Below are 21,824 nucleotides of genomic sequence, written 5' to 3'. Positions count from 1 at the left end.
AAGAATCAACTAAAAAATCAAAGGAGAAAAAGGCTAGAAAATAGACCATGATTATGGTCATATAACACCAATTGGGTGGATCACTTTTAGATGCAAATCGTGGATCAGTTTTACCTGCAAATTAACAGGTTGTCTCTCAATCCATTTATGACCCTTATGGTAAACAACATAGTATCTATGTCGATCCACTAATTGCCAGCTTAGCATCCTTAATACCAACAGAAAGAGGTTATACGAGCCACAAGATACTCAGTGGGTTAGATATTATACATATGGGCGGGCGTATTTATGACCCGACCTTAGGACGATTCTTGCAAGCCGACCCATTCATTCAGGCTCCAAAATCTAGCCAGAGCTTTAACCGTTATGCTTACGTCTTAAATAACCCGATGTCGTATACAGATCCCTCAGGTTATTTCTTTAAACAGTTCTTTGATAGCTTCGGGAAGTTTATGAAACGATTTTGGCGACCTTTAGTTGCGATTTTAGCTGCGTATATTACGTGGGGAAAATCTTTATCATTGCTTAGTACCACTGCAAATGGCGTGACAACCGCAGGAACGGCTGCCCATATAGGAGCGGGAGCTGCCGCTGGATTTGTAGGTGGAGCAGTAGCTACAGGTACTTTAAAGGGGGCCTTCACTGGCGCTATAGCTGGCGCGTTTGGTGGGTGGGCCAACACCTATGCATTGAATACGGTAAAAGGTATTGCTTCTAGTATAGGAATATCAGCTGTCGGAGGATGTGCAGCTGGCAAGGTATCAGGCGGCTCTTGCACAGAAGGTGCAAAATTAGCAGTGATAGCACAAGGGCTGAAAGTCATGATGGATTTTGCCTCTGGTTATAAATCATCTTGGAAAACGTCCAAGGGTGATGCTGTAATTAAGACTAAAGGTGACGGTGTTGAAAACGACTTAGTTGACAATACAGGCACCTCTGTAGAGGTAAACGCTGGTTCTGAGGCTGAAGTATTGGCAGGTCGCAGTGTATTGTCACTAAGTGAGTCAGATTTGAAAATATTACAACGTTCGTTAGCCAATAAAGATACCGATTTTTTCAGTTGGTCTAGTGAACTGAATAAAGTAGTTTTTGATAAATCAAACTTTAATTATTGGATCTCAGAATACTCGCCAGTAATGAGCGGGTTATCCCAGAACATCTACGGCGTAAGGGCATTTTCTGTATTCCATGATAGATGGATGGCTACTTGGGATATTAATAATCTGGGTATCTTAATAGGTACTATACCGCCAGCCGCTGCCGCCCAATATTACGCTCTTGGTGTAGGTAACTATCATTATTATCAGAGTAATCTTGAGGAGGACTAATCATGCGGCTAGCCATTGTTCTAATTTTAGTCTTAAATATGCAGGGGTGCGCGTACTATAGTTATAGCACTGGTAGCTCTTATGGATTAGTGCCTGTTGATACCGTCGAGTATCTTGGGCCAATAGAACGTGTGGGTTATGATTCAGAAATATTAAGCCCTGTAGTTACACTGGACAATGGTGTACAGATTAAATTTTTCACCTCGTGGATATATAACTACCCCATCAAACAATCTCATTCAGATGATTTTAAAAATCTGGAAGTGGAAGTATTTATTACATCTTTGCATGAAGATGTTGCCATAAATGTTAGCAATATAACGATGGAGCAGTATCGGTTTAATAGAATAACTAAAGTAAAGTTCATGAAGCTTGAACGCCGCTCTAGCAAAGTACCTGACCGTTACGGTGTAGATGTCTGCACACGTGGTCCAGATTGGGAGAGCTATAATTTCTATGAAGGCAAGGCGATCACCATCCCTAGACTAACGCATGACTTAAATTTGTTGCCTTTGCGTAAACTGCGGGAGGATAAAAACATCATTTGTGGGATTCTGTATGCTCCTGATACGAATTTGGCGGGAGAGCAAGGGTTCTATAATCTATACCTAACTTTTATTGTCGATGGAAAGCCCAAAACTTATACAATATATTTTTACCCGGTAGATTACCGTGTAACAATCAAGTGAATAACGTGATTAGATGCTTGCGTGGCTGTTAGTTTGCATCCAGCTGCAGCTGGCCAATATTATGCACTTGGTGTAGGTAACTATCACTATTATAAGAGTAACCTAGAGGAGTGATAAGCATGAAGCTGGCCATTACTTTACTCGTTGTCTTAGGTATGCAAGGGTGTGCTTACTATAGCTATAGTACTAAGACATCTTATGGATTGACGCCCGTTGATACCATCGAGTATCTCGGTGCTGTTGATAGTGTAGGTTACGATTCAGAGGTTTTTAGTCCTGTAGTTACACTTGAAAATGGAGTGCAAATAAAATTTAGAATTGCTGGGCTCTATAATTACCCTATTGAAAATACATACTCTAGATACTTTCTTAATTTAGATATAGAAATTTTTATTACATCTTTAGATGACAGTGTAGTGCTAGATTTGAGTGACATTATTATAAATCAGTACCGAGTAAACAAAAAAAGAAAAATGAAATTTATGAAGCTTGAACGAAGTCCAAGTGAGGATCCTGATGAATTTGGAATAGATGTGTGCACGCGTGCCCCAAACTGGGATAGCTATAATTTCTACAAAGAGAAAATCTTAACTATTCCTAAACGAACAGATAACTTTAAACAATTGCCCCTAGATAAATTACATGCGGATAAAAATATCATCTGTGGGATTCTGCATGCTCCTGATACAAATTTAGCTGACGAACAAGGCTTCTTTAACCTATACCTAACTTTTATTGTCGATGGAAGGCCCAAAACTTATACAATATATTTTTACCCGGTAGATTACCGTGCAACGATAAGGTGAACAACGTGATTAGAAGCCGGAGATCTCCAGTTTTAAGTGCTTCGAATAGTGGTAGGAGGTCACTAGCTTAAAATTGTTTAGATAAGAAAGAGCTGAAAATGATAAAAATATGAAGTTACTAAGAGAAGGTGATACATAATGAAACTTTTACATGTGTCAATAACAGCACCATCACTTTTATTGGTATTATGTGGATGTGTTGTCGGGCATGGTGACTACATAAATTATAAAAATAGTATTGTAGGTACTAAGCGAGCAGGTTGATCCCCCACTCAGGTTCTGATTCAAGTGTGTTTTATATCGATTATGCTCTGGAAAAGTTAAATGAGATCAGAGAGTCACTTATACTTGTTGAAGCTGTTGATACGGAGCTAAAAATAAAGTTAGAGGATATAATCGAGCATTTTGAGGATCAAATGGGGGAGCATGTGTCCACAGCTAGAGAGCTGAATTCTTCTTTGACTGAAATGGCGAGGCAAGCTATCAAAGCTATGCAAATCGCTCAGACTAGAATGGCGTAACACAGGGCCCGATTTACCGTATTAATATCAAATATCTTCAGTCCCAAACCTGCTTATTACCTTGCTTATAATTTTGATATTTATTCTTATTTTATGTTGTTGCATTATTCCACCAGCATAGCGATAAGTTATAAATTAAAACGGTCAAAAACGAAACGGAAAAGGTGTAACGTGATCCTTTTTCTGTATTAATTTAATCGATTGAATCAACTGCGCTTTTAAGCGAAACTCTTCTACAAAGCATGACCCTTTTTGGATGCCAAAATGGATCATATATTTCCAACGTAAATTGAGGAGACGACGTGATTACTTCTCCGGTTTTGATTGCAATAGTGACCGTTACACTCTTCATTATCCTCATCATAAAAAAACGTAAAGAATACCTTGAGCGAGAGCTTGATCGTGAGGTGGAGCTAGAGGTTGATGGCATACTTGCAGAGTTTGCAGCGTCACCCTGTACGAGCTTAATCGAAGTCGCTGGTTATGATTCATCCCGGTATATGCCGACAGATAGTGTTATACAGTTTGATTCAGATGTTGTGCTAAGGGAAGTTTGGGAAAGTGATTTAAATATTCTCGATGACACAGGGAAAATTCAGTATTGGATTGAGCAGGGCGATCCATCTAATAAGACTCCTAGCAGTCCACCAGCCACAATAGAAAGGTTTCATCATATTTCCTTCTCTCTTCTTACAGAAAAGCAAGGAAGGGCACGCTGTGGGGCTTGTAATCAAACCTACGAAGCTGCAGAGCTTGTATATACAAAGTTTAAATCGCTGTCTATCGGTTGGAACTACGATTGTATTGAGTGCCCTAACGGACATCTAATTAGTCGTGGCAATAGATTACATATATATGGCACCAGAGACTCTGAGTAGCAAGTTGAGTAGCAACCAAAGCAAAACGGGCTTCCCATTGCTAGGAAACCCGTTTCAATACATCATGTTAAGAATTGCTTCTTAGTTCATGCCGTACTTTTTCAATTTCTTACGCAGAGTACCACGGTTGATACCTAGCATGTTCGCTGCACGAGTCTGGTTGCCGCGGGTATGCTGCATGATGATATCTAGCAGAGGTGCTTCAACTTCGCTTAACACCATTTCATATACTTCTTCAGCTTCTTGCCCGTCCATCTGAGCGAAAAAGTTTGTTACTGCGCGCTTTACAGCGTCACGTAATAACTGAGGCTTGATAGTACCGTTAGCTGTTTCAATTTTGCCAACTGTAAGCTGATGAGTTTCTGTGTTAGTAGTCTGATCAAACATTCGTATTCTGCTCTTTAATTAATTCTGTGCAATTTCATCAAAATAGCGTTCCACCATGGAACCTTGTTCTTCAACAGTTTCCAGCCGATTAAATTCGGCCCGGAATGGACGCTGTTCATCTTGGTCCAAATACCATCCAACATGTTTTCTAGCGAAACGGATACCCTTATATTCACCATACAGAGCATATAAGTTTTTAAGATGTTCCAGCATCACAAGACGCTTTTCATCCATCTCAACAGGCGCTAGCTTATTACCCGTTTCCAGATAATGTTGAATTTCTCGGAAAATCCAAGGCCTTCCTTGAGCACCCCGACCTATCATGAGAGCATCGGCACCGGTCTGATCTAACACAAAACGTGCTTTTTCAGGAGTGACAATATCTCCGTTAGCAACAACAGGGATCGAGACATTCTTTTTAATAGCTTTAATCGTGTCGTACTCGGCATTACCCTTGTACATGCACTGCCTGGTCCTGCCGTGAACGGCTAATGAGGCAATACCACAATCTTCGGCTATCTGGGCGATTTGAACACCATTCCTATGCTCCGGAGCCCATCCAGTTCGAATTTTCAGTGTTACCGGTACATCCACTGCGGCAACCACGGCTTGTAAAATCGCTTTTACCTGCACAGGGTCTTGCAGTAACGCTGAACCAGCTAGCTTTCTATTCACTTTCTTCGCAGGGCAACCCATATTGATATCAATGATCTGTGCCCCTTGTTGTACGTTGACAACGGCGGCATTGGCCATTAACTCAGGATCGGCACCTGCTATTTGTACTGAGCGTATCCCATCTTCACCAGCATGACTCATGCGCTGGCGGCTCTTATCGGTATCCCAAACATCAGGATTCGACGAAAGCATCTCCGACACCGCCATGGCTGCACCATAACGAAGACATAGATTTCTAAAGGGTTGGTCTGTGACACCTGCCATTGGTGCCACGATCAACCGGTTTTTCAGTTGATAGGGTCCAATCTGCATTTTCAACATACCTTAGCGCTTCAAAGGGGCGCTATAGTACGCCTTTTTTGAGCTGGTGAAAAGGTCAATAAATGACCTGAGAGAAACTTTTTTTCTTGACTTTTGAAAGGTGAGAAATCTTAGGCGGCACAAGGTGTACCGCCCATTACCGCTATTTGCGTATTCCTGTCAAGCGGCTCCAATCCTCTTTGTGAGCAGGCTCATCCATATCGAACCATTGAGTGTAAAACTCCGCGACCTCTTCGGCTTGCTCTTTAAGTAGTCCGGACAAGGCCAATTGGCCACCGGTTTTTACTTTTTCGGCAATTAAAGGAGCAAGCTCTCTTAGCGGGCCCGCAAGAATGTTTGCCACTAAGATATCAGCCTGTAGATCTTTCGGTTGATCTTCGGGAAGGAAGAGGGCTAATTGATCTTCGACACCATTGCGTTCGGCATTGGCCTTAGATGCGTCGATGGCTTGGTAATCGATGTCGATGCCGGTAACTTTAGTCGCGCCGAGTTTCAGTGCTGCGACGGCTAAGATGCCTGAGCCACAACCAAAATCGATCACCTCTTTATCGGCAAAATCTAAGCTATCTAACCACTCCAGACAGAGGGCTGTCGTTGGGTGAGTACCGGTACCAAATGCTAACCCTGGATCTAAGATGATATTAACGGCATCTGGATCGGGGATTTCGCGCCAGCTAGGACAGATCCATAAGCGTTCACCGAACTTAATCGGGTGGAAGTTATCCATCCACTCACGTTCCCAGTCTTTATCTTCGACTTGCTCAATCTTGTAGGAAAAGTCTTCGCCTAAATAGGGTTGCAGTTTGAGCTGCTCAACTACAATGGCAAGATCTCTATCGGCTTCGAAGAGTGCAGTTAGCACGGTGTGATTCCAGAGCGGCGTTTCACCTAGAGTAGGCTCATAAATAGGCGTGTCTTTACCATCTTCCAGGGTAATAGACAGAGAGCCTTCCTCCATTAACAGATCGCTCAAGGCATCTGCATGTTGGTTATCGGTATCAATTTTTAACTGGATCCAAGGCATGGGATCGTCTCTTTAAGTTCTGCAATTGAGCTATTGTAATACCAATCACATTAAATATGTAATCAATTCAGAGTCACTCAGATTTTTCAACTCAAGAGGCATAGGCACAGAATTAGTTTTCCCTTTTAAGTCAGGGCTACACTTGGGTGGAACGGTCGAGATACTCAGTTCACCGCTTGATGGGTAAAGTCAGTGGTTAGCTTGCTTCAGATCGTTAATGAACTTGGTCCGGCTATCAAGCAATTAAATCGGAAGGTAATGAATGAAATTTACTAAATCATACCGATATGGTTGGTGTTCTACCAAATTCACCTATGATTGTTTCGTTTGAAAGTTCACTCTAACCTATTGAATTGAGGTGGTTAAATGGTATGACCTTTGTTTTGTGTGACCCCCTTTGTTTGTGATCTGCTTCAAATAGCCGAAGGTAAGGCTGTGAGTTTGGTCACGTTTTAATCAGGACGTTGTTCTTAGTTCTATTCTTCTTGATAAGGTGTAAATCCCGACAATAGGCACTATAAGAAAATGACTGTGAGAACTTTACTTCCCGAAACAAGCATCCCTGGCATTGTAGGACACCCCTGGTCTGCAAAGGCAGATAAAATTCAAAGTGTCACAGGCATATTACTTGGCTGTTTCTTATTGGCTCATCTGCATTTTGAGTCCAGTATTCTGCTAGGCAAAGAGGCCTTCTACCAAGTCGTTCAGATCCTCGAGGGTGGAATGTTCAGTGAAACCGGCCACGGCTTCCCGGTCGTCACTAAAGTTTTTTCTGTATTTATTCTTATTGTCGTCATGTTACATGCCGCTGTGGCGTTGAGACGTTTTCCGGCTCAATTAGGACAATGGCGAGCACTGCGTCGTCATATGAACGGCATTAACCATAAGGATAGCCACGCTTGGTTTTGGCAGCTCGTTACCGGGTTTATTCTGTTTTTCCTGGCACCGGTACATGTCTTTACCATGATAACGAATCCTGAAATCGGGCCGCACCTTTCTGCGGAGCGTGTTTACCATGCAAACGCTTGGTTACTCTACGCGCTGCTGCTTCCTGCCGTGGTTATTCATGCCATGATTGGTCTCTATCGTGTCGCCGTTAAATGGGGTCTGACTGCAAACAGAAGGGGTTTGAGAAAGATCATCAAGGTGTTGATCATCTATCTGATCGTCATTGGTTCATTGAGCCTGATCTCCTACCTGATAATCGGTAGTGATTTGGCGCTCCCTGTCCAACCCTTTGTGCCTGAATAGTCAGCAAAACCTCATGAAGATGAGTATTTTAGAACTTGGTTGATTATTTAATCCTGTTTTGATCTGCCTCACGGTTTTTGGGCGATATGTGAGCGACATTATGATTAGTCTATTCGATGACTTTTTTTAATGTTGCAACATTAATTCGGTGAGGATATATGGCGATAACAAAAACAATAAAAAACTGTAGTGGCTGGCTCGATATGAGCCAGAGTGTGTCAGGAGTTATTTTGGCCGTGTTCTTGTGGACACATTTAATACTGGTGTCATCAATACTGCTCGGCGCTGACGCGATGACCTGGGTCGCGGGCATGATGGAGCTGAACTTTTTGAGCGCCGATGGCCATGGTTACCCTTGGGTGGTGTCAATAATTGCCATCGCTATCGCAAGTTTAGTGCTGGTGCATGTGTTAATTGCGGTTCAAAAGCTGCCTCTGAGCTTGAGACAACAGATTGCACTAAGAAAACAGATGAGCTCAATCAGTCATGGGGATACCAAGCTCTGGGTCTGGCAGGCTATCACGGGGGTCGGTATTTTGCTGATGTTGCCCGTACACCTGTGGCTTATCGGCTCGGCTCCTGAAACTATCGGTCCTTCTGGTTCGGCTGCTCGGATCTGGAATGATGGTGTATGGATGTTGTATATGCCGCTTCTGCTCTGCGTTGAGTTGCATGCCGCCATTGGAGTATATCGAGTCGCCATAAAATGGGGCGCCGCCCGAGATCTCAATACCCGTGAACGAATGAAAAAGATAAAGACGATAGTGAGTGTGATATTTGTGGTTATCGGCATGGCGTCATTGCTGGCGTTCCTTCCACACGCTTAGCGAGAAGGTGTCAGGAATTTAAATAGCCTGAAACCTGTTCCCACTAAAATCAAAATTACGAGTTTGAAATGATAAAAATAATGAGCCCTCAAGCCCTATGTAAGGAGCAAGTGTGAAACTGATATATACCGATTCTTTAGTAGTCGGAGCTGGACTGGCCGGACTCAGAGTTGCTATCGCCTCTAAAGAGCGTGGCCTCGACACTGTAGTGTTATCACTTATTCCTGCAAAACGATCGCACTCTGCAGCCGCTCAAGGTGGTATGCAGGCGAGTCTTGGAAATACCGTTAAAGGTATGGGTGATGATGAAGATATCCATTTTCAGGATACGGTCAAAGGTTCTGACTGGGGCTGCGATCAGGATGTGGCAAGGATGTTTGCTCATTGTGCTCCTAAGGCTGTGCGTGAGCTAACGAACTGGGGAGTGCCATGGACGCGTGTGACTAAAGGCCCTCGTCAGGTGGTCGTTAACGCCGAAAAGGTCACTATTGAAGAGGCCGAAGAGGCTCATGGCCTGATCAATGCGCGGGACTTTGGTGGCACTAAAAAGTGGCGTACCTGTTATACCGCCGATGGTACCGGTCACTCACTTCTTTATGCCGTCGATAACAAAGCTATCTCTCTCGATATACCCGTTCACGAAAGAGTCGAGGCATTATCCCTTATTCATGACGGCAAACGGTGTCATGGTGTCGTTGCCCGCTGCATGATAACGGGCGAGCTCCGCGCTTATATAGCCAAGTCGACCACGATAGCTACCGGTGGCTATGGCCGTATTTATGAAGTGTCGACCAATGCCATTATCTGTGAGGGGATCGGTCAGGCGCTCGCGCTGGAAACCGGTGTGGCAAAGCTTGGCAATATGGAGGCGGTACAGTTTCATCCAACCGCCATCGTTCCGGTCGGTATTTTGACAACCGAAGGTTGTCGTGGTGACGGAGGCCTGTTAAGAGATAAAGATGGCCACCGTTTTATGCCGGACTATGAGCCTGAAAAGAAAGAACTCGCTTCCCGTGATGTCGTATCACGTCGTATGACCGAACATATTCGCAAAGGCAAGGGGGTCGATAGCCCTTATGGTCCTCACCTGTGGTTAGATATTACGCTTCTTGGTCGTAAACATGTCGAAACCAACTTGCGTGAAGTGAAAGAGATCTGTGAGAGCTTCTTAGGTATCGATCCTGCAAAGGATTGGATCCCGGTTCGCCCGACTCAACATTACTCTATGGGCGGCATTCGTACCGATAAAACAGGGCAAAACCCTCAGCTAAAAGGCTTATTCAGTGTGGGCGAAGCCGCTTGTTGGGACATGCATGGCTTCAACCGTCTGGGTGGCAACTCGCTGGCCGAGACTGTGGTTGGCGGCATGATTATCGGAAAATATGTAGCCGATTTCTGTCAGGAAAATACATTAGAGATCAACACTGGTTTGGCCGAATCCTTTGTGGATAAGGTACGTAATGAGATCGATGAGCTTGTCGAAGGTCCGGGAACTGAGAGTCCATTCGCTTTGAGAAAAGAGATGGAACGGATCATGATGAACTATGTCGGTATCTTCCGTAATGGCCCTGAGTTAGAGAAGGCTGTGACTGAGCTTCAAGCGTTATTGAAGCGTGCCAAAAACTTAGGCCTTAAGTGTAAGAAACGCCACGCGAACCCTGAGTTGGTCGAAGCTCTGCGCGTGAAGCGCATGCTTAAGGTCGCATTGACGGTTGCATGCGGCGCTGCAGCGCGAACAGAGAGTCGTGGCGCTCACGCTCGAGAAGATTTCCCGCAACGTAACGATAAAGACTGGTTGAACAGAACCTTGTCCAGCTGGCCAGATGAAAATGCACTCACACCTGAGCTAAGCTACGAAGACCTCGATGTGATGAAGATGGAGTTGCCACCCGGATATCGCGGCTATGGGATTAACAATGCGATTGCCCATCCCGATACCGATAAGCGCGAAAAAGAGATCACTAAAATTTTAAGTGAGCTGGGAGATGATGCCGATCGTTATCAGCGTCAGCAAGCATTGATGCCATTCGAAGTTCCTGAAGCTTTGATGGCGAGAAATGAACGCTTATGTGACAACTTAGATAGACCTGCCTCAGCCGTGCCTGGAGAAGAGTCTGAAGGAGAGCAAGCATTATGAGTCAGGGCCGCACATTAACCTTTAATATTTTTCGCTACGACCCTCAAGAGCCGGGTGACAAGCCTAAGATGGTGAAATACCAGCTCGAAGAAGCGCCTGGAATGACCGTGTTTATCGCACTCAATATGTTGCGTGAACATCAAGATACCTCCCTGCAGTTCGATTTTGTCTGCCGGGCAGGAATATGTGGTAGCTGTGCCATGGTGATCAATGGTTTCCCGACACTGGCATGCCGTACATTAACCAGTAAATATCCCAAGGGCGAAATTACTCTGATGCCACTGCCTGGCTTCGAATTAATCGGTGACTTGTCGGTTAATACGGGGAAATTTATGCGTGAACTCGCCGAACGTCTTAAGTTATGGCTACAACCTAACTTAGATGATGTCGACGTGCATCGTCTCGAAGCGCCAATGGCTCCGGAAGAAGCGGCTAAGCTGTATGAGTTAGAGCGTTGTGTAGAGTGTGGTGTCTGTGTCTCAGCCTGTGCGACTAAGCAGATGCGTGACAGTTTTGTCGGCGCAGTAGGTATGATGAAAATTGCACGCTTCGAGCTGGATAGCCGTGATGAGCGCACCGTGGAAGATTTCTACCACGTTATCGGTAATCAGGATGGTGTATTTGGTTGTATGACCCTGTTAGGTTGTCAGGATAACTGCCCCAAAGATCTACCGCACATGCAGCAGATAGCTTATCTTAGACGTAAGATGGCGGGTGCACTCGTTTAATTACAGTCTGAAGTGAAGCCATTGGTAGAAAGCCTGCTTTTAAAGCAGGCTTTCTTTTTTTATGCAGACCTCATAGCATGATGCTTATACCAGTTTCATTAAATATGTTGTCAATTCAGAGTCACTCAGGCTTTTCAATTCAAAGCGCATTGATGAAAGAATGGTTATTCCCTTGTAAGTCAATGCAATGCCGAAGTGGAATGTCTGAGAGCCTCCCGGAGGGCGGGTTTAAAAGCCCTGTATGCTACGTTGAATGTTTTTGATATAGAATAACTATTAGCTTCAATCATCCGCCTTGCCTTCAGCGCTTTTAACTCCCGCTGAATGAACAGATATTTAATGAAATTGGTATTGTATTAATTTAGGCCTAACACCATGCAGATAAACGATCTCAGGCTTTTTGTTCGGGTTGCCGATTGCGGCAGTATTACCGCTGCTGCAACCGAACTGGATATCTCGCCTGCTACGGCGAGTGCCGCTTTAAAACGGTTAGAGAGGCAGCTCGATACCAGTTTGTTTATTCGAAGTACCCGCAGTCTGAGGCTGACTGATACCGGTGAACGCTATCTGATACATTGTCGCAGAGCATTATCAGACTTAGCGCTGGGCCAGCAAGCGGTTAATGACGTGAGGGAGAAGATCTCTGGTGTCGTCAGTCTTGCTGTGCCATCAGATGTTGGTCGCCACGTTTTACTGCCTTGGCTAGATGAGTTTATGGATCAATATCCTGAACTCAAGCTTAGGCTACATATCGGCGATACATTATCTGATTTTTATCATGATAAAGTCGATGTGGCACTGCGTTTAGGTACGCCCAAAGATTCATCCTTAGTCGCCTTTGAGATAGCTAAAGTGAAAAGGCTACTCTGTGCCTCTCCAGCATATATCGCCAAGTATGGTGAGATCACCACAATCGATCAGCTATCAGATCACAACTGTTTGTTTTTTATGTTAGAAGAGCGGACTCATGATCAGTGGCTATTCAGCAAGAATGGCCGTGAATTTAAGGTCAGAGTCACGGGGAATCGTACCTGTAATGACGCTGAGGTTGCAAGGCGCTGGGCAGTGGCCGGTAAAGGTGTTGTTTACAAATCCTCTCTGGATTTAGAGGAGGATATTACCAGTGGAAGGCTGGTACCAATGATGACAGATTATCAAGGTGAATCGGCCGATCTCTATCTTGTATGCCCAGGAAGAGAGCATGTCACACCAGTTATCTTGTTATTAAGAGATATGTTGAGAGAAAGGTGTAGGCAGAGGCTGGAAGTCAGTAGCTAGAATCTAGAATCTAGAGCCTAGGAGCCCTTGGCAAACCTTCATAACTCTTTATTACAATAAGTCCAGACACAAGGTCAATTTTTATCCATGACCTATACGGTCTAAAGCGTTCCATTCGCTTCGAAGACATTTCCCATATCCATATGGGTCAGATATAGGAAATGTCGTAATGATGTCGGGAACATCAACGACCCATGGAAAATAGACATAAGTGTTCTGACCTCCAAGGATGGAGGAAATGCCAATCAATGTCTGGAACATTGATGGCCAGACACAACGTCTATTTTTATCCATCCATGGAAAATAGACATAAGTGTTCCAGACACAAAAAAGCCGCAACGAGTGCGGCTTTTTTTTATGCTTTTTAGAACTTAGAACTTAGAACTTAGAACCTAGAGTCAAGAAACGCTTAGCTCTTAGCACGCTTCATTGCCTTGAAGAACTCATCGTTAGTCTTGGTCATGGCCAATTTATCGATAAGGAACTCCATACCTGTGACTTCATCCATTGGATTGAGGATCTTACGTAGGATCCACATCTTCTGTAGCTCATCCGGTGTCGTCAGTTTCTCTTCACGACGAGTACCCGAGCGGTTAAAGTCGATGGCCGGGAAGACGCGTTTTTCAGCGGCTTTACGGGATAGGTGTAACTCTTGGTTACCCGTACCTTTAAATTCTTCGTAGATGACTTCATCCATCTTAGAACCCGTATCAACCAATGCAGTTGCGATAATCGTTAAGCTTCCGCCGTGCTCGATGTTACGAGCCGCACCGAAGAAACGCTTAGGACGATGTAGTGCGTTGGCATCAACACCACCGGTAAGAACTTTACCCGATGATGGAATCACTGTGTTGTAAGCACGAGCGAGGCGCGTGATTGAATCGAGTAAGATGACGACATCTTTCTTATGCTCAACAAGACGCTTTGCCTTTTCGATTACCATCTCTGCCACTTGTACGTGACGGCTGGCTGGCTCATCGAAGGTAGAAGCAATGACTTCACCTTTAACCATGCGCTGCATTTCGGTGACTTCTTCCGGACGCTCATCAATTAGCAGAACCATCAATACCACATCGGGATTATTGTAGGTGATGCTTTGAGCCATGTTCTGAAGAAGTAGTGTCTTACCAGCCTTAGGTGGCGCAACAATCAAACCACGCTGGCCTTTACCGATAGGTGAGCACAGGTCGAGAATTCTTGAGGTGATATCTTCTGTCGAACCATTACCGCGTTCCATACGCATGCGCTCTTCGGCGTGCAGTGGAGTCAGGTTTTCGAAAAGGATTTTGGTACGGGAGTTTTCTGGCTTGTCAAAGTTAACTTCGGACACTTTCAGTAGTGCAAAATAACGTTCACCTTCTTTAGGTGGGCGAATCTTACCGAAAATGCTATCACCCGTTCGCATACTGAATCTACGGATCTGACTTGGAGAGACATAAATGTCGTCTGGACCTGCAAGGTAAGACGCGTCAGCACTACGCAGGAAGCCAAATCCATCCTGCAAGATTTCTAATACTCCGCCACCGAAAATATCTTCACCGCTTTTGGCGTGGGCTTTAAGGATTGAAAATATAATGTCCTGCTTACGAGCACGGGCAGTATTTTCAACTTTCATTTCTTGGGCTAGTAGTACTAAGTCTGAAATCGACGTGTCTTTTAATTCTGATAAATTCATCTTGGAGGGTCTTTTTATGCGAGAAATGCTATCTGTGATCAACGGGTAATAAAATTTAGGATATTGATCGAATAGCGAGATGTGGTTTGAAATACCGTGGTTATTAAAGTAGCACTATAGTGGCGGTGCGTCTAGAAATTTAGGTCAACCTGACACAATTTAATGAATAAGCTGTGTCAGGTATCACTATATATACCCAAGCTACTTCAAAATGCTCGTTTCAGAGCTCCCGCAGGATAGCAAAACAAGGCAGTGATTGAAGAGAATGGTTCGTCCCTTTTCAATATCACTAACGCAGTGCTGGTATTCTACGGGAACTCCCGAAGGGCAAGGCGAGAAGCAACATGTTTCTGCGTTATGAAATATAAAACTAGAATTCCTAGTCCCGCTATTTCATGAAGACCACCACGGATGGTGGGAATGTCGTTAATGCAGGAGCAATTAACGACATTGAACTCTGTCACTTCTCGACTTGCTGAATCCTGCATATCGAGGTCGTTTGGGTATAGGCTCAATTGTTCGATTTTAGCTATAAATTTCTACTGCATAGTTCAAATTAGAGCGACCTATATACCGAAGATATAGGTCGATTACCCAAGTTAAACCGGATAATTAAAGCTGAGCGTCGATGAACTCTTTCAACTGAGTTTTAGAAAGCGCGCCAACTTTTGTTCCGGCCAATTCGCCGTTTTTGAAAATAAGCAAAGTTGGGATACCACGAACGCCGTATTTAGCTGGCGATACATTGTTTTGATCCACATTCAGCTTAGCGATAGTGACCTTACCTGCATACTCTTCGGCAACGTCATCAAGGATAGGGGCTATCATTTTACAAGGGCCACACCACTCTGCCCAAAAATCTACAATCACTGGTAGCTCAGAGTTAATTACGTCATTTTCGAAGCTGTCGTCACTTAGGTATACAATTTTGTCGCTCATGATGTTCTCCAGTTAGGTTGCCATTGCTGGTTTGTTAATGGCTTAACCTGTATATTGGGTTTGAAAAAAACTTTTCAAGGTAGAATTAATCGACTTTAAAGCTACTTTTTATTATTAGTCGCTATTTCAAACGATTGAGTTTCTTATTGCAACCCCAACTGGTATGCTGCCGCTATGAGCGAAACACATTTATCTAATCAGAAGTTTGCCGACTTTTCTCTTCAAACAGAGATAAAAACAGCACTTAACGAGAGCGGCTTTGAATACTGCACGCCTATTCAAGCGTTATCTCTACCTATTCTTCTTCAGAAAAAAGATATTGCGGGTCAAGCGCAAACGGGCACGGGAAAAACGTTAGCTTTTCTTGTTGCCACGTTCAATCACCTGCTTACCAGCCCTATTCCGGAAGGCCGCCAGCTTAATCAGCCCAGAGCGATTATCATGGCCCCCACTCGTGAACTTGCAATTCAGATCGCCAAAGATGCGGATCTGCTTGCTAAACACACAGGACTGAAAGTCGGAATAGTCTACGGTGGCGAAAGTTATGAAGTTCAGCGTAAAGTGCTGGATAAAGGTGTCGATATTCTTATCGGAACCACTGGCCGTATCATAGATTATGTTCGTCAGGGAATCATTAACGTCAGTGCGATTCAAGCTGTCGTTTTAGATGAAGCCGACCGTATGTTTGACCTTGGCTTTATTAAAGATATTCGTTTTCTTTTCAGACGCATGCCGGATGCCAAGTCGCGTCTGAATATGCTGTTTTCTGCTACTCTGTCAATGAAAGTGCAGGAGCTGGCTTATGATCATATGAATGAGCCAGAGAAAGTTGAAATCGCACCAAACGAAAAAACCTCTAAGAACATCAAAGAGGAGATCTTCTATCCATCTATGGATGAGAAGATGCGTCTGTTGCTTACCCTTCTCGAGGAAGATTGGCCGGATAAGGCGATTATATTCTCAAATACCAAACACAGCTGTGAAAAATTATGGTCTTGGTTAGAAGGTGATGGACACAGAGTTGGATTATTGACCGGCGATGTTCCACAAAAGAAACGTATTCGTATTCTTGAGCTGTTCACCGAAGGAAAACTCGATGTTCTGGTTGCTACCGATGTAGCCGCCCGTGGTTTGCATATTTCAGATGTTTCTCACGTATATAACTACGATCTTCCCGATGATTGCGAAGATTATGTACACCGCATTGGTCGTACGGGTCGCGCGGGTAAGAAAGGTGTATCGGTTAGCTTTGCTTGTGAAGAGTATGCGTTGAACTTGCCTGCAATCGAAGAGTATATCAATCACACTATTCCTGTGACTAACTATGATAGCGAAGCGTTACTGGATGATATTCCAGCTCCTGTCAGAGTACACCGGAAGCATAACAGTCGACCTCAGGGACGTTCTGGCTCGGGTGGAAAGCCACATAGTGGCAACCGTAACGCCCCACGTCGTCACGACAAAACTCGCAGACACTCGTAAGTATGCGATAGATGCCAAAAACTCCTCCATACGCAGCGATTACGTTAGGTTCGAATAGTTTCAACATGTTGGTTGCCAAGACACTTGGTGGCCAACCTGAAATTATTGCTAAATATAAACGCAAAGTCAGACTGGCCGAAGGAATTCAAGGCGATGGTATCTTAAGTGAAGAGGTGCTGAACCGAGGATTGGATTGCTTGGCTATGTTTGCAAAAATGCTGAAAGAGGAGGGGGTTGCCCCTGATAATGTTGCCGTTATTGCAACCGCAACACTCAGGCATATCGGCAACTCGGATGATTTTTGCCAACGCGCCTTACCCATTCTTGGTCACCCTATTGAGATCATCTCAGGTATGCAGGAAGCCGAGTTTATCTATCAAGGTATGGTTGCGACAACGTGTGCGGAAGGTCGTCGTCTGGTGATCGATATCGGCGGCGCCAGCACCGAATTTATCATCGGTGACGATGATAAGGTTTTGCTTAAAACCAGTCTCTCTATGGGATGCGTGACTTTCAATGAACGCTTCTTTAACTCTTTTCCATTCCAACAGTTAGATTTCGACGATGCCGAGTCGCAAGTTAAAGCCGTTTTGGGGCAATATTTAACTGAACTGAAGGCTTTAGGTTGGCATTGTGTTGTCGGAGCTTCCGGCAGTGTGCAATCTGTGGTTGAGTTACTGAATCATCGCAATGAATCAGCAAGTATAACTCCTGCTGTGCTCAACACTCTGAAGCAAGAGATCTTAGAGCAAGAAGATATCTCGATGCGGGATATTAGCGGATTACACCCAGAAAGAGCACCGACTTTTGCCGCCGGCATATCCATACTGCTAGCCCTGTTCGAGCTTCTTGGAATTGAAAAGCTTAACCTTTCTGGCGGCGCGCTTAGAGAAGGGGTATTACAGAGGTTGGCAAACCGAATTAAGTAGTCTGTCGTTGACTTTAAAACTCAATCTTTTTAGTGAAACTAAAACAGGAAGGGTTACAGTTTAGCTGACCCAGAATTTTGAACTCCTTCCCAAAGCATATTTACTGTCACTATCCAAAAAAAATCTCCTTCAATTCTGTTAAATTTATCATCCAGACATATTTAGATACTTTTTGTTCATATTGCATTTTTAGTCATTATCTACCAGGCAAACATGAATTAGTGGAAGTTGTCCTAACTCCAAATGATCACCTTAAATCACCTCTTAATCTTTATTATCTCTGTTTTTTATCTCCTGAAAATACTATTCCCAAAATTTTTGATGCTTAATAAATACTCTTGTATTTAGCATAAATCCAACCATAACTCTTAGGGTGTATATTGCATACAAAATACAGTATGTGATACAAATGTTGTCGCCATGTTTTTTATTGTTAGTTTTTTTGGTTTTTACCATCAAAGTTAACCGAGCATAGGACCTATAAAAATATATTCTTGGGAGATGGAAGTATGAAATTTAATAAAGTTGCTAAGCTCGTTAGCTTGGCCTGCGGTGGCGTAGTGGCACTCTCTGCGCCTACCTTTGCAGCAGACAAAGAAGAAGACACTGTTGAGCGTATTGAAGTAACGGGTTCACGCATTAAGCGCGTTGATATGGAAGGCGCTAGTCCGGTAACGACGATTACAGCAGAAGATCTAGCAAAGTCAGGTTTTGCAACTGTTGGTGATGCACTTCGAAGTTCTAACCTTAACGCTTTTGGTTCTTGGGGCGGTGGTTCTAACAATGGTTGGGGTTCTCAAGCAACTGTTCAATTAAAAGGTGCTTCAGCTTTTCATACTCTGACATTGCTTGACGGTAAGCGTATGGCAAAGTCTCCGGTAATGGATGGTGGCGCAGCTAACATCAATACTATTCCTATGGCAGCGGTTGAGCGTATAGAAATTCTTACCGATGGTGCGTCTGCAATTTATGGTACAGATGCAATTGCTGGTGTAGTTAACATCATTCTTAAGAAAGATTTTGAAGGTGTTCAAATTGATGCGCGTATGGATCGCCCGACTCAAGAGGGAGGAGACTCTTCAAATCTGTCTTTTACTGGAGGGCTAGACTCAGATAAAGGTCACCTAGTATTTACATTTGAGCACTATGAGTCACAGAAGATCATGCAAAGTGATCGCTGGTACACTCAGCCATTTGTTCAGGAAGGTGGCGATCCAAATGATTACCAAGATTGGGTGAATATTAGTCCAACAGGTCGTGTTTTAACTCAAGGCGGGGCGGGTGGATGGGTTTACTCAACACCTTTCTCTAACAGTGATAAAACATGTGCCGATGTATATGGTGGTTCATTTTTAGGCTCGCTAGATGATAGTGACTACCCTGGTGATACCCTTTGTGCTTACGACTATACTCAAGCTGCTGCGACTTCAGTCGGACAGACTCGTAACAATACACTTCTACATTATACTTATGAGCTTAGCGATGATATTGAGCTGACTGCTCGTGCGTATTGGGCTGCTAACGAAACACAAGATGTGTCGGCGCCAGTACCTGCTTCTATCAGTATTCCAAATGGTTTACCTGCATACACAACAGCTGAAGGGTTAGATCTTGTTGAGCTGGTAGCCGACCCTAATGCAGGCATGAATTACCGCTTCGATACGGCCGGTGATCGTGTTGCCGAGCACCATGATAATATCTTCGACTACATGTTGGCCTTAGATGGCACGACTGATTTTATGGATTGGGATATTGCTGTTAACTACAACAAATATGACAATTACACTTGGGGTACTGGTTACCAGTTAAAAGGTGCAACGACTGATCTAGTCGGTGAGTGGGATGATTCGTCTAGCTCATTTGTAGGTTGGGATCCTCGAGATCCAAACTCTGAAATGCCAGCAGGTGCGACAGCTAACTATGATAAGCGTATGTCAGCATCTTATTTAGATATCAGTGGTGGTGCAGCATTTGAACTATTTGAACTTCCTGGTGGTGATGCAAGCATGTACCTAGGTGGCTCATATCGTGAAGAAAGTCTAGATTCTAAGGTTTCAGCTTTGGCTGAGGCAGGTCAGATTGTCGGTGGAAACGGTGGCTCAGGTGGTGAAGGTGAGCGTGATGTGATGGCTGCATATTTTGAGTTTGCCATGCCACTTATGGATAACTTAGAACTAAACCTTGCAGGCCGTTATGATGATTACTCCGATTTTGGTGGTACGTTTAACCCTCAGGTTTCTGTTCGCTATAACATTATAGAGCCGTTACTAGTCCGTGCTTCTTGGGGGACGGGCTTCCGCGCTCCAACTCTATCAGATCTTTATCAGGGGACTTCAGAGGGATTTGGTTACATCAAGAACTACATGAACTGTTTTGAACAAGGTGAGGATATAGATGCCTGCGATCGTTGGGATTACGGTGCTACACGTACAGGTGGTAATGAAGATCTTAAGCCAGAAGAGTCAGAGTCTTATAACTTAGGTATAGTTTGGGATATTACTGATGATATCAACATCTCTGTTGATTACTGGTCATTAGAAACGACGAACCTGATTGATGAACTAGGTGCGAGTGAGATTGTTAAGACTCAAGCTAAGCTTTGGGAGGCTGCCGATGCTGTTGGTGCTGAGCGCCCAGACATTTCTACAGTATATCCAGGTACATCGATTAATCGTCTAGGTAATGGCCGTATTGATTATGTTGTGAGCCAGAAGCTTAATGTAGGTTTAAGTGAGCGTGAAGGTATCGATGTCAAGATGGGCGCAGGTTTCGAAACTGAATATGGTGACTTTAACTTTGGCTTAGGTTGGTCTTACTTCCTTAAATATAAGTCTTCATATTCTGAAGCTGGTGTTCAGGTTATCACTGATGATGAAGCGGGACGTGAAGATACTCCGGCTCATAGAGTCAACCTTACTGCTGATTACCTAATTGGTGATCACGCGGTGAGCTACTACGGTAACTTTATCGGATCTCAAGAGAGCTGGGATGTTATAGAAGGCAGCTGGGATCCAGATGCAGGGGAGACAGAGGAAGATGGTGCCTTGTATGAAATTGATTCAGTTATGTACCATAACCTAACCTATACCTACACTATGCCATGGGACAACAGTTTCTCGTTAGGCGTAACCAACTTGACCGATGAAGACCCAAAGTTTGATTATAATGGAACCTATGAAGGTAACTTATATGATATCCGTGGTCGTACATACTGGGCTGGTTTCCGTCAGTCTTTCTAGTACCCTTAGCGAGTATTTTCGAATACAAAAAAGGCACTCTTTGAGTGCCTTTTTGATTCTAATTCTAAACGTGATTAGTTTAATATCTTAGCCAGATCAATCTCAAGTGAGGTTTCCGGTTTCTCAATAATCCGACCTATCTCTTCACCTTTTTGCATCACGATAAAGGTTGGGATACGGGTAAACTCATATTGAGCGGCTAACCCTTTAGGGTCGGCTTTCTCACGATCAACACCAATATAGGTGACCTTGATATTTGGGTTGTTGAGCTCTTCCATTATGCGGATAAAGCGTGGCGTTTCACGATGGCAATCAGGACACCAGGTGCCGATGATAACGATAACTTCCGTAGGCTCTTTCAGATTTTTCAATGGTGCAATCGATGCTGTATCGACTTTATACTCTTTATAGCCTTCGCTGAAGTCACTGAGTTCGGTCACTAAGGTTTGAGCTTCAACGGCTCCTGTTAATATCACTTCTTGTTTCTCCTCGCTGCACGTGGCAATAAAGCCATCTTGCTTGTCTTCGAATGCACAACCACTTTCAGCTAATGTTTGGCAGCTAAAAAATAGGGCTGTTGTGGCAAGTAATGCCTTGACGTTGGTGTTCATGATAATACCTCGGACTCTGGGAGTTCAACTCATTTCAAATGAAACGAGTGAACCTCCATTCAATCATTTCGCTGCTAGATTTAAAAGAATCGACGCTTG

19 protein-coding genes are annotated in these 21,824 nt (G+C 44.0%); 13 read left to right on the top strand and 6 right to left on the bottom strand.

From position 1 onward, the window contains the following. The first annotated feature begins 143 nt into the window (after positions 1-143). The 5 genes from EKG38_RS25095 (at position 144) to EKG38_RS17455 (ending at position 4,222) form a co-directional block, all read left to right on the top strand. Positions 144-1,328, top strand: coding sequence for an RHS repeat-associated core domain-containing protein (locus EKG38_RS25095; protein WP_221767768.1), 1,185 nt, complete (start codon positions 144-146; stop codon positions 1,326-1,328). Positions 1,329-1,330: 2 nt separating this feature from the next. Next, a complete protein-coding gene (locus EKG38_RS17470; RefSeq protein WP_126521501.1) occupies positions 1,331-2,017 on the top strand; it encodes a hypothetical protein in 687 nt (228 codons plus the stop codon). A 119-nt stretch (positions 2,018-2,136) separates the two neighbouring features. Next, positions 2,137-2,823, top strand: a complete 687-nt coding sequence (locus EKG38_RS17465) for a hypothetical protein (protein ID WP_126521500.1) — start codon at positions 2,137-2,139, stop codon at positions 2,821-2,823. Between the two features lie 290 nt (positions 2,824-3,113). After that, entirely contained in the window at positions 3,114-3,344 is a 231-nt protein-coding gene (locus EKG38_RS17460) for a hypothetical protein (RefSeq protein WP_126521499.1), read from the top strand. Positions 3,345-3,646: 302 nt separating this feature from the next. Then, positions 3,647-4,222, top strand: coding sequence for a hypothetical protein (locus EKG38_RS17455; protein WP_126521498.1), 576 nt, complete (start codon positions 3,647-3,649; stop codon positions 4,220-4,222). Between the two features lie 81 nt (positions 4,223-4,303). On the opposite strand, the gene fis is transcribed toward EKG38_RS17455, so the two are convergent. From fis to prmA, 3 genes are all read right to left on the bottom strand, one after another. Continuing rightward, complete coding sequence (fis, locus tag EKG38_RS17450; protein WP_005496187.1) at positions 4,304-4,609, bottom strand: DNA-binding transcriptional regulator Fis; 306 nt, start codon at positions 4,607-4,609, stop codon at positions 4,304-4,306. An 18-nt stretch (positions 4,610-4,627) separates the two neighbouring features. Beyond that, positions 4,628-5,596 (bottom strand): tRNA dihydrouridine synthase DusB, encoded by a 969-nt coding sequence (gene dusB / locus EKG38_RS17445; protein ID WP_012144452.1) that lies wholly within the window; start codon positions 5,594-5,596, stop codon positions 4,628-4,630. 151 nt (positions 5,597-5,747) lie between these two features. Next, entirely contained in the window at positions 5,748-6,629 is an 882-nt protein-coding gene (gene prmA / locus EKG38_RS17440; protein ID WP_012144451.1) for a 50S ribosomal protein L11 methyltransferase, read from the bottom strand. Positions 6,630-7,154: 525 nt separating this feature from the next. On the opposite strand from prmA, the gene EKG38_RS17435 reads away from it, so the two are divergent. From EKG38_RS17435 to EKG38_RS17415, 5 genes are all read left to right on the top strand, one after another. Beyond that, entirely contained in the window at positions 7,155-7,880 is a 726-nt protein-coding gene (locus tag EKG38_RS17435; protein ID WP_126521497.1) for a fumarate reductase cytochrome b subunit, read from the top strand. 158 nt (positions 7,881-8,038) lie between these two features. Then, positions 8,039-8,707 (top strand): fumarate reductase cytochrome b subunit, encoded by a 669-nt coding sequence (locus EKG38_RS17430; protein ID WP_126521496.1) that lies wholly within the window; start codon positions 8,039-8,041, stop codon positions 8,705-8,707. A gap of 112 nt (positions 8,708-8,819) precedes the next feature. Then, positions 8,820-10,844: a fumarate reductase flavoprotein subunit gene (locus EKG38_RS17425; RefSeq protein ID WP_126521495.1), complete on the top strand. Its 2,025-nt coding sequence runs from the start codon at positions 8,820-8,822 to the stop codon at positions 10,842-10,844. Continuing rightward, a complete protein-coding gene (locus EKG38_RS17420) occupies positions 10,841-11,572 on the top strand; it encodes a fumarate reductase iron-sulfur subunit (protein ID WP_012144447.1) in 732 nt (243 codons plus the stop codon). The genes EKG38_RS17425 and EKG38_RS17420 overlap by 4 nt, the downstream gene beginning before the upstream one ends. A gap of 375 nt (positions 11,573-11,947) precedes the next feature. Beyond that, positions 11,948-12,850, top strand: a complete 903-nt coding sequence (locus tag EKG38_RS17415; protein ID WP_126521494.1) for a LysR family transcriptional regulator — start codon at positions 11,948-11,950, stop codon at positions 12,848-12,850. A gap of 409 nt (positions 12,851-13,259) precedes the next feature. Here EKG38_RS17415 and rho read toward each other — a convergent pair whose 3' ends face one another. Both rho and trxA read right to left on the bottom strand, forming a co-directional pair. Continuing rightward, a complete protein-coding gene (gene rho / locus EKG38_RS17410; RefSeq protein ID WP_126521493.1) occupies positions 13,260-14,525 on the bottom strand; it encodes a transcription termination factor Rho in 1,266 nt (421 codons plus the stop codon). 612 nt (positions 14,526-15,137) lie between these two features. Then, positions 15,138-15,464, bottom strand: a complete 327-nt coding sequence (trxA, locus tag EKG38_RS17405; protein ID WP_012144444.1) for a thioredoxin TrxA — start codon at positions 15,462-15,464, stop codon at positions 15,138-15,140. 174 nt (positions 15,465-15,638) lie between these two features. Here trxA and rhlB point away from each other — a divergent pair, with 174 nt between their 5' ends. From rhlB to EKG38_RS17390, 3 genes are all read left to right on the top strand, one after another. Beyond that, entirely contained in the window at positions 15,639-16,946 is a 1,308-nt protein-coding gene (rhlB, locus tag EKG38_RS17400) for an ATP-dependent RNA helicase RhlB (RefSeq protein WP_126521492.1), read from the top strand. A gap of 11 nt (positions 16,947-16,957) precedes the next feature. Beyond that, positions 16,958-17,875 (top strand): Ppx/GppA phosphatase family protein, encoded by a 918-nt coding sequence (locus tag EKG38_RS17395; protein WP_126521491.1) that lies wholly within the window; start codon positions 16,958-16,960, stop codon positions 17,873-17,875. A 509-nt stretch (positions 17,876-18,384) separates the two neighbouring features. Then, positions 18,385-21,114, top strand: coding sequence for a TonB-dependent receptor (locus EKG38_RS17390; RefSeq protein ID WP_126521490.1), 2,730 nt, complete (start codon positions 18,385-18,387; stop codon positions 21,112-21,114). A 74-nt stretch (positions 21,115-21,188) separates the two neighbouring features. Here EKG38_RS17390 and EKG38_RS17385 read toward each other — a convergent pair whose 3' ends face one another. Continuing rightward, entirely contained in the window at positions 21,189-21,725 is a 537-nt protein-coding gene (locus EKG38_RS17385) for a thioredoxin family protein (RefSeq protein ID WP_126521489.1), read from the bottom strand. Between the last annotated feature and the right edge of the window lie 99 nt (positions 21,726-21,824).

Origin of the sequence: Shewanella canadensis (assembly GCF_003966225.1) — a bacterium.
Classification (GTDB): domain Bacteria; phylum Pseudomonadota; class Gammaproteobacteria; order Enterobacterales; family Shewanellaceae; genus Shewanella; species Shewanella canadensis.
The sequence above is the reverse complement of the archived record's forward strand: the minus strand, read 5'-3'. Positions and strand labels throughout refer to the sequence as shown.

What these genes read in the sequence shown, in the direction of transcription:
- EKG38_RS17470 (WP_126521501.1), top strand. Translation starts at nt 1,331, where the DNA reads ATGCGGCTAGCCATTGTTCTAATTTTAGTCTTAAATATGCAGGGGTGC.
- EKG38_RS17465 (WP_126521500.1), top strand. Translation starts at nt 2,137, where the DNA reads ATGAAGCTGGCCATTACTTTACTCGTTGTCTTAGGTATGCAAGGGTGT.
- fis (WP_005496187.1), bottom strand. Translation starts at nt 4,609, where the DNA reads ATGTTTGATCAGACTACTAACACAGAAACTCATCAGCTTACAGTTGGC.
- dusB (WP_012144452.1), bottom strand. Translation starts at nt 5,596, where the DNA reads ATGCAGATTGGACCCTATCAACTGAAAAACCGGTTGATCGTGGCACCA.
- prmA (WP_012144451.1), bottom strand. Translation starts at nt 6,629, where the DNA reads ATGCCTTGGATCCAGTTAAAAATTGATACCGATAACCAACATGCAGAT.
- EKG38_RS17435 (WP_126521497.1), top strand. Translation starts at nt 7,155, where the DNA reads ATGACTGTGAGAACTTTACTTCCCGAAACAAGCATCCCTGGCATTGTA.
- EKG38_RS17430 (WP_126521496.1), top strand. Translation starts at nt 8,039, where the DNA reads ATGGCGATAACAAAAACAATAAAAAACTGTAGTGGCTGGCTCGATATG.
- EKG38_RS17420 (WP_012144447.1), top strand. Translation starts at nt 10,841, where the DNA reads ATGAGTCAGGGCCGCACATTAACCTTTAATATTTTTCGCTACGACCCT.
- EKG38_RS17415 (WP_126521494.1), top strand. Translation starts at nt 11,948, where the DNA reads ATGCAGATAAACGATCTCAGGCTTTTTGTTCGGGTTGCCGATTGCGGC.
- rho (WP_126521493.1), bottom strand. Translation starts at nt 14,525, where the DNA reads ATGAATTTATCAGAATTAAAAGACACGTCGATTTCAGACTTAGTACTA.
- trxA (WP_012144444.1), bottom strand. Translation starts at nt 15,464, where the DNA reads ATGAGCGACAAAATTGTATACCTAAGTGACGACAGCTTCGAAAATGAC.
- rhlB (WP_126521492.1), top strand. Translation starts at nt 15,639, where the DNA reads ATGAGCGAAACACATTTATCTAATCAGAAGTTTGCCGACTTTTCTCTT.
- EKG38_RS17395 (WP_126521491.1), top strand. Translation starts at nt 16,958, where the DNA reads ATGCCAAAAACTCCTCCATACGCAGCGATTACGTTAGGTTCGAATAGT.
- EKG38_RS17390 (WP_126521490.1), top strand. Translation starts at nt 18,385, where the DNA reads ATGAAATTTAATAAAGTTGCTAAGCTCGTTAGCTTGGCCTGCGGTGGC.
- EKG38_RS17385 (WP_126521489.1), bottom strand. Translation starts at nt 21,725, where the DNA reads ATGAACACCAACGTCAAGGCATTACTTGCCACAACAGCCCTATTTTTT.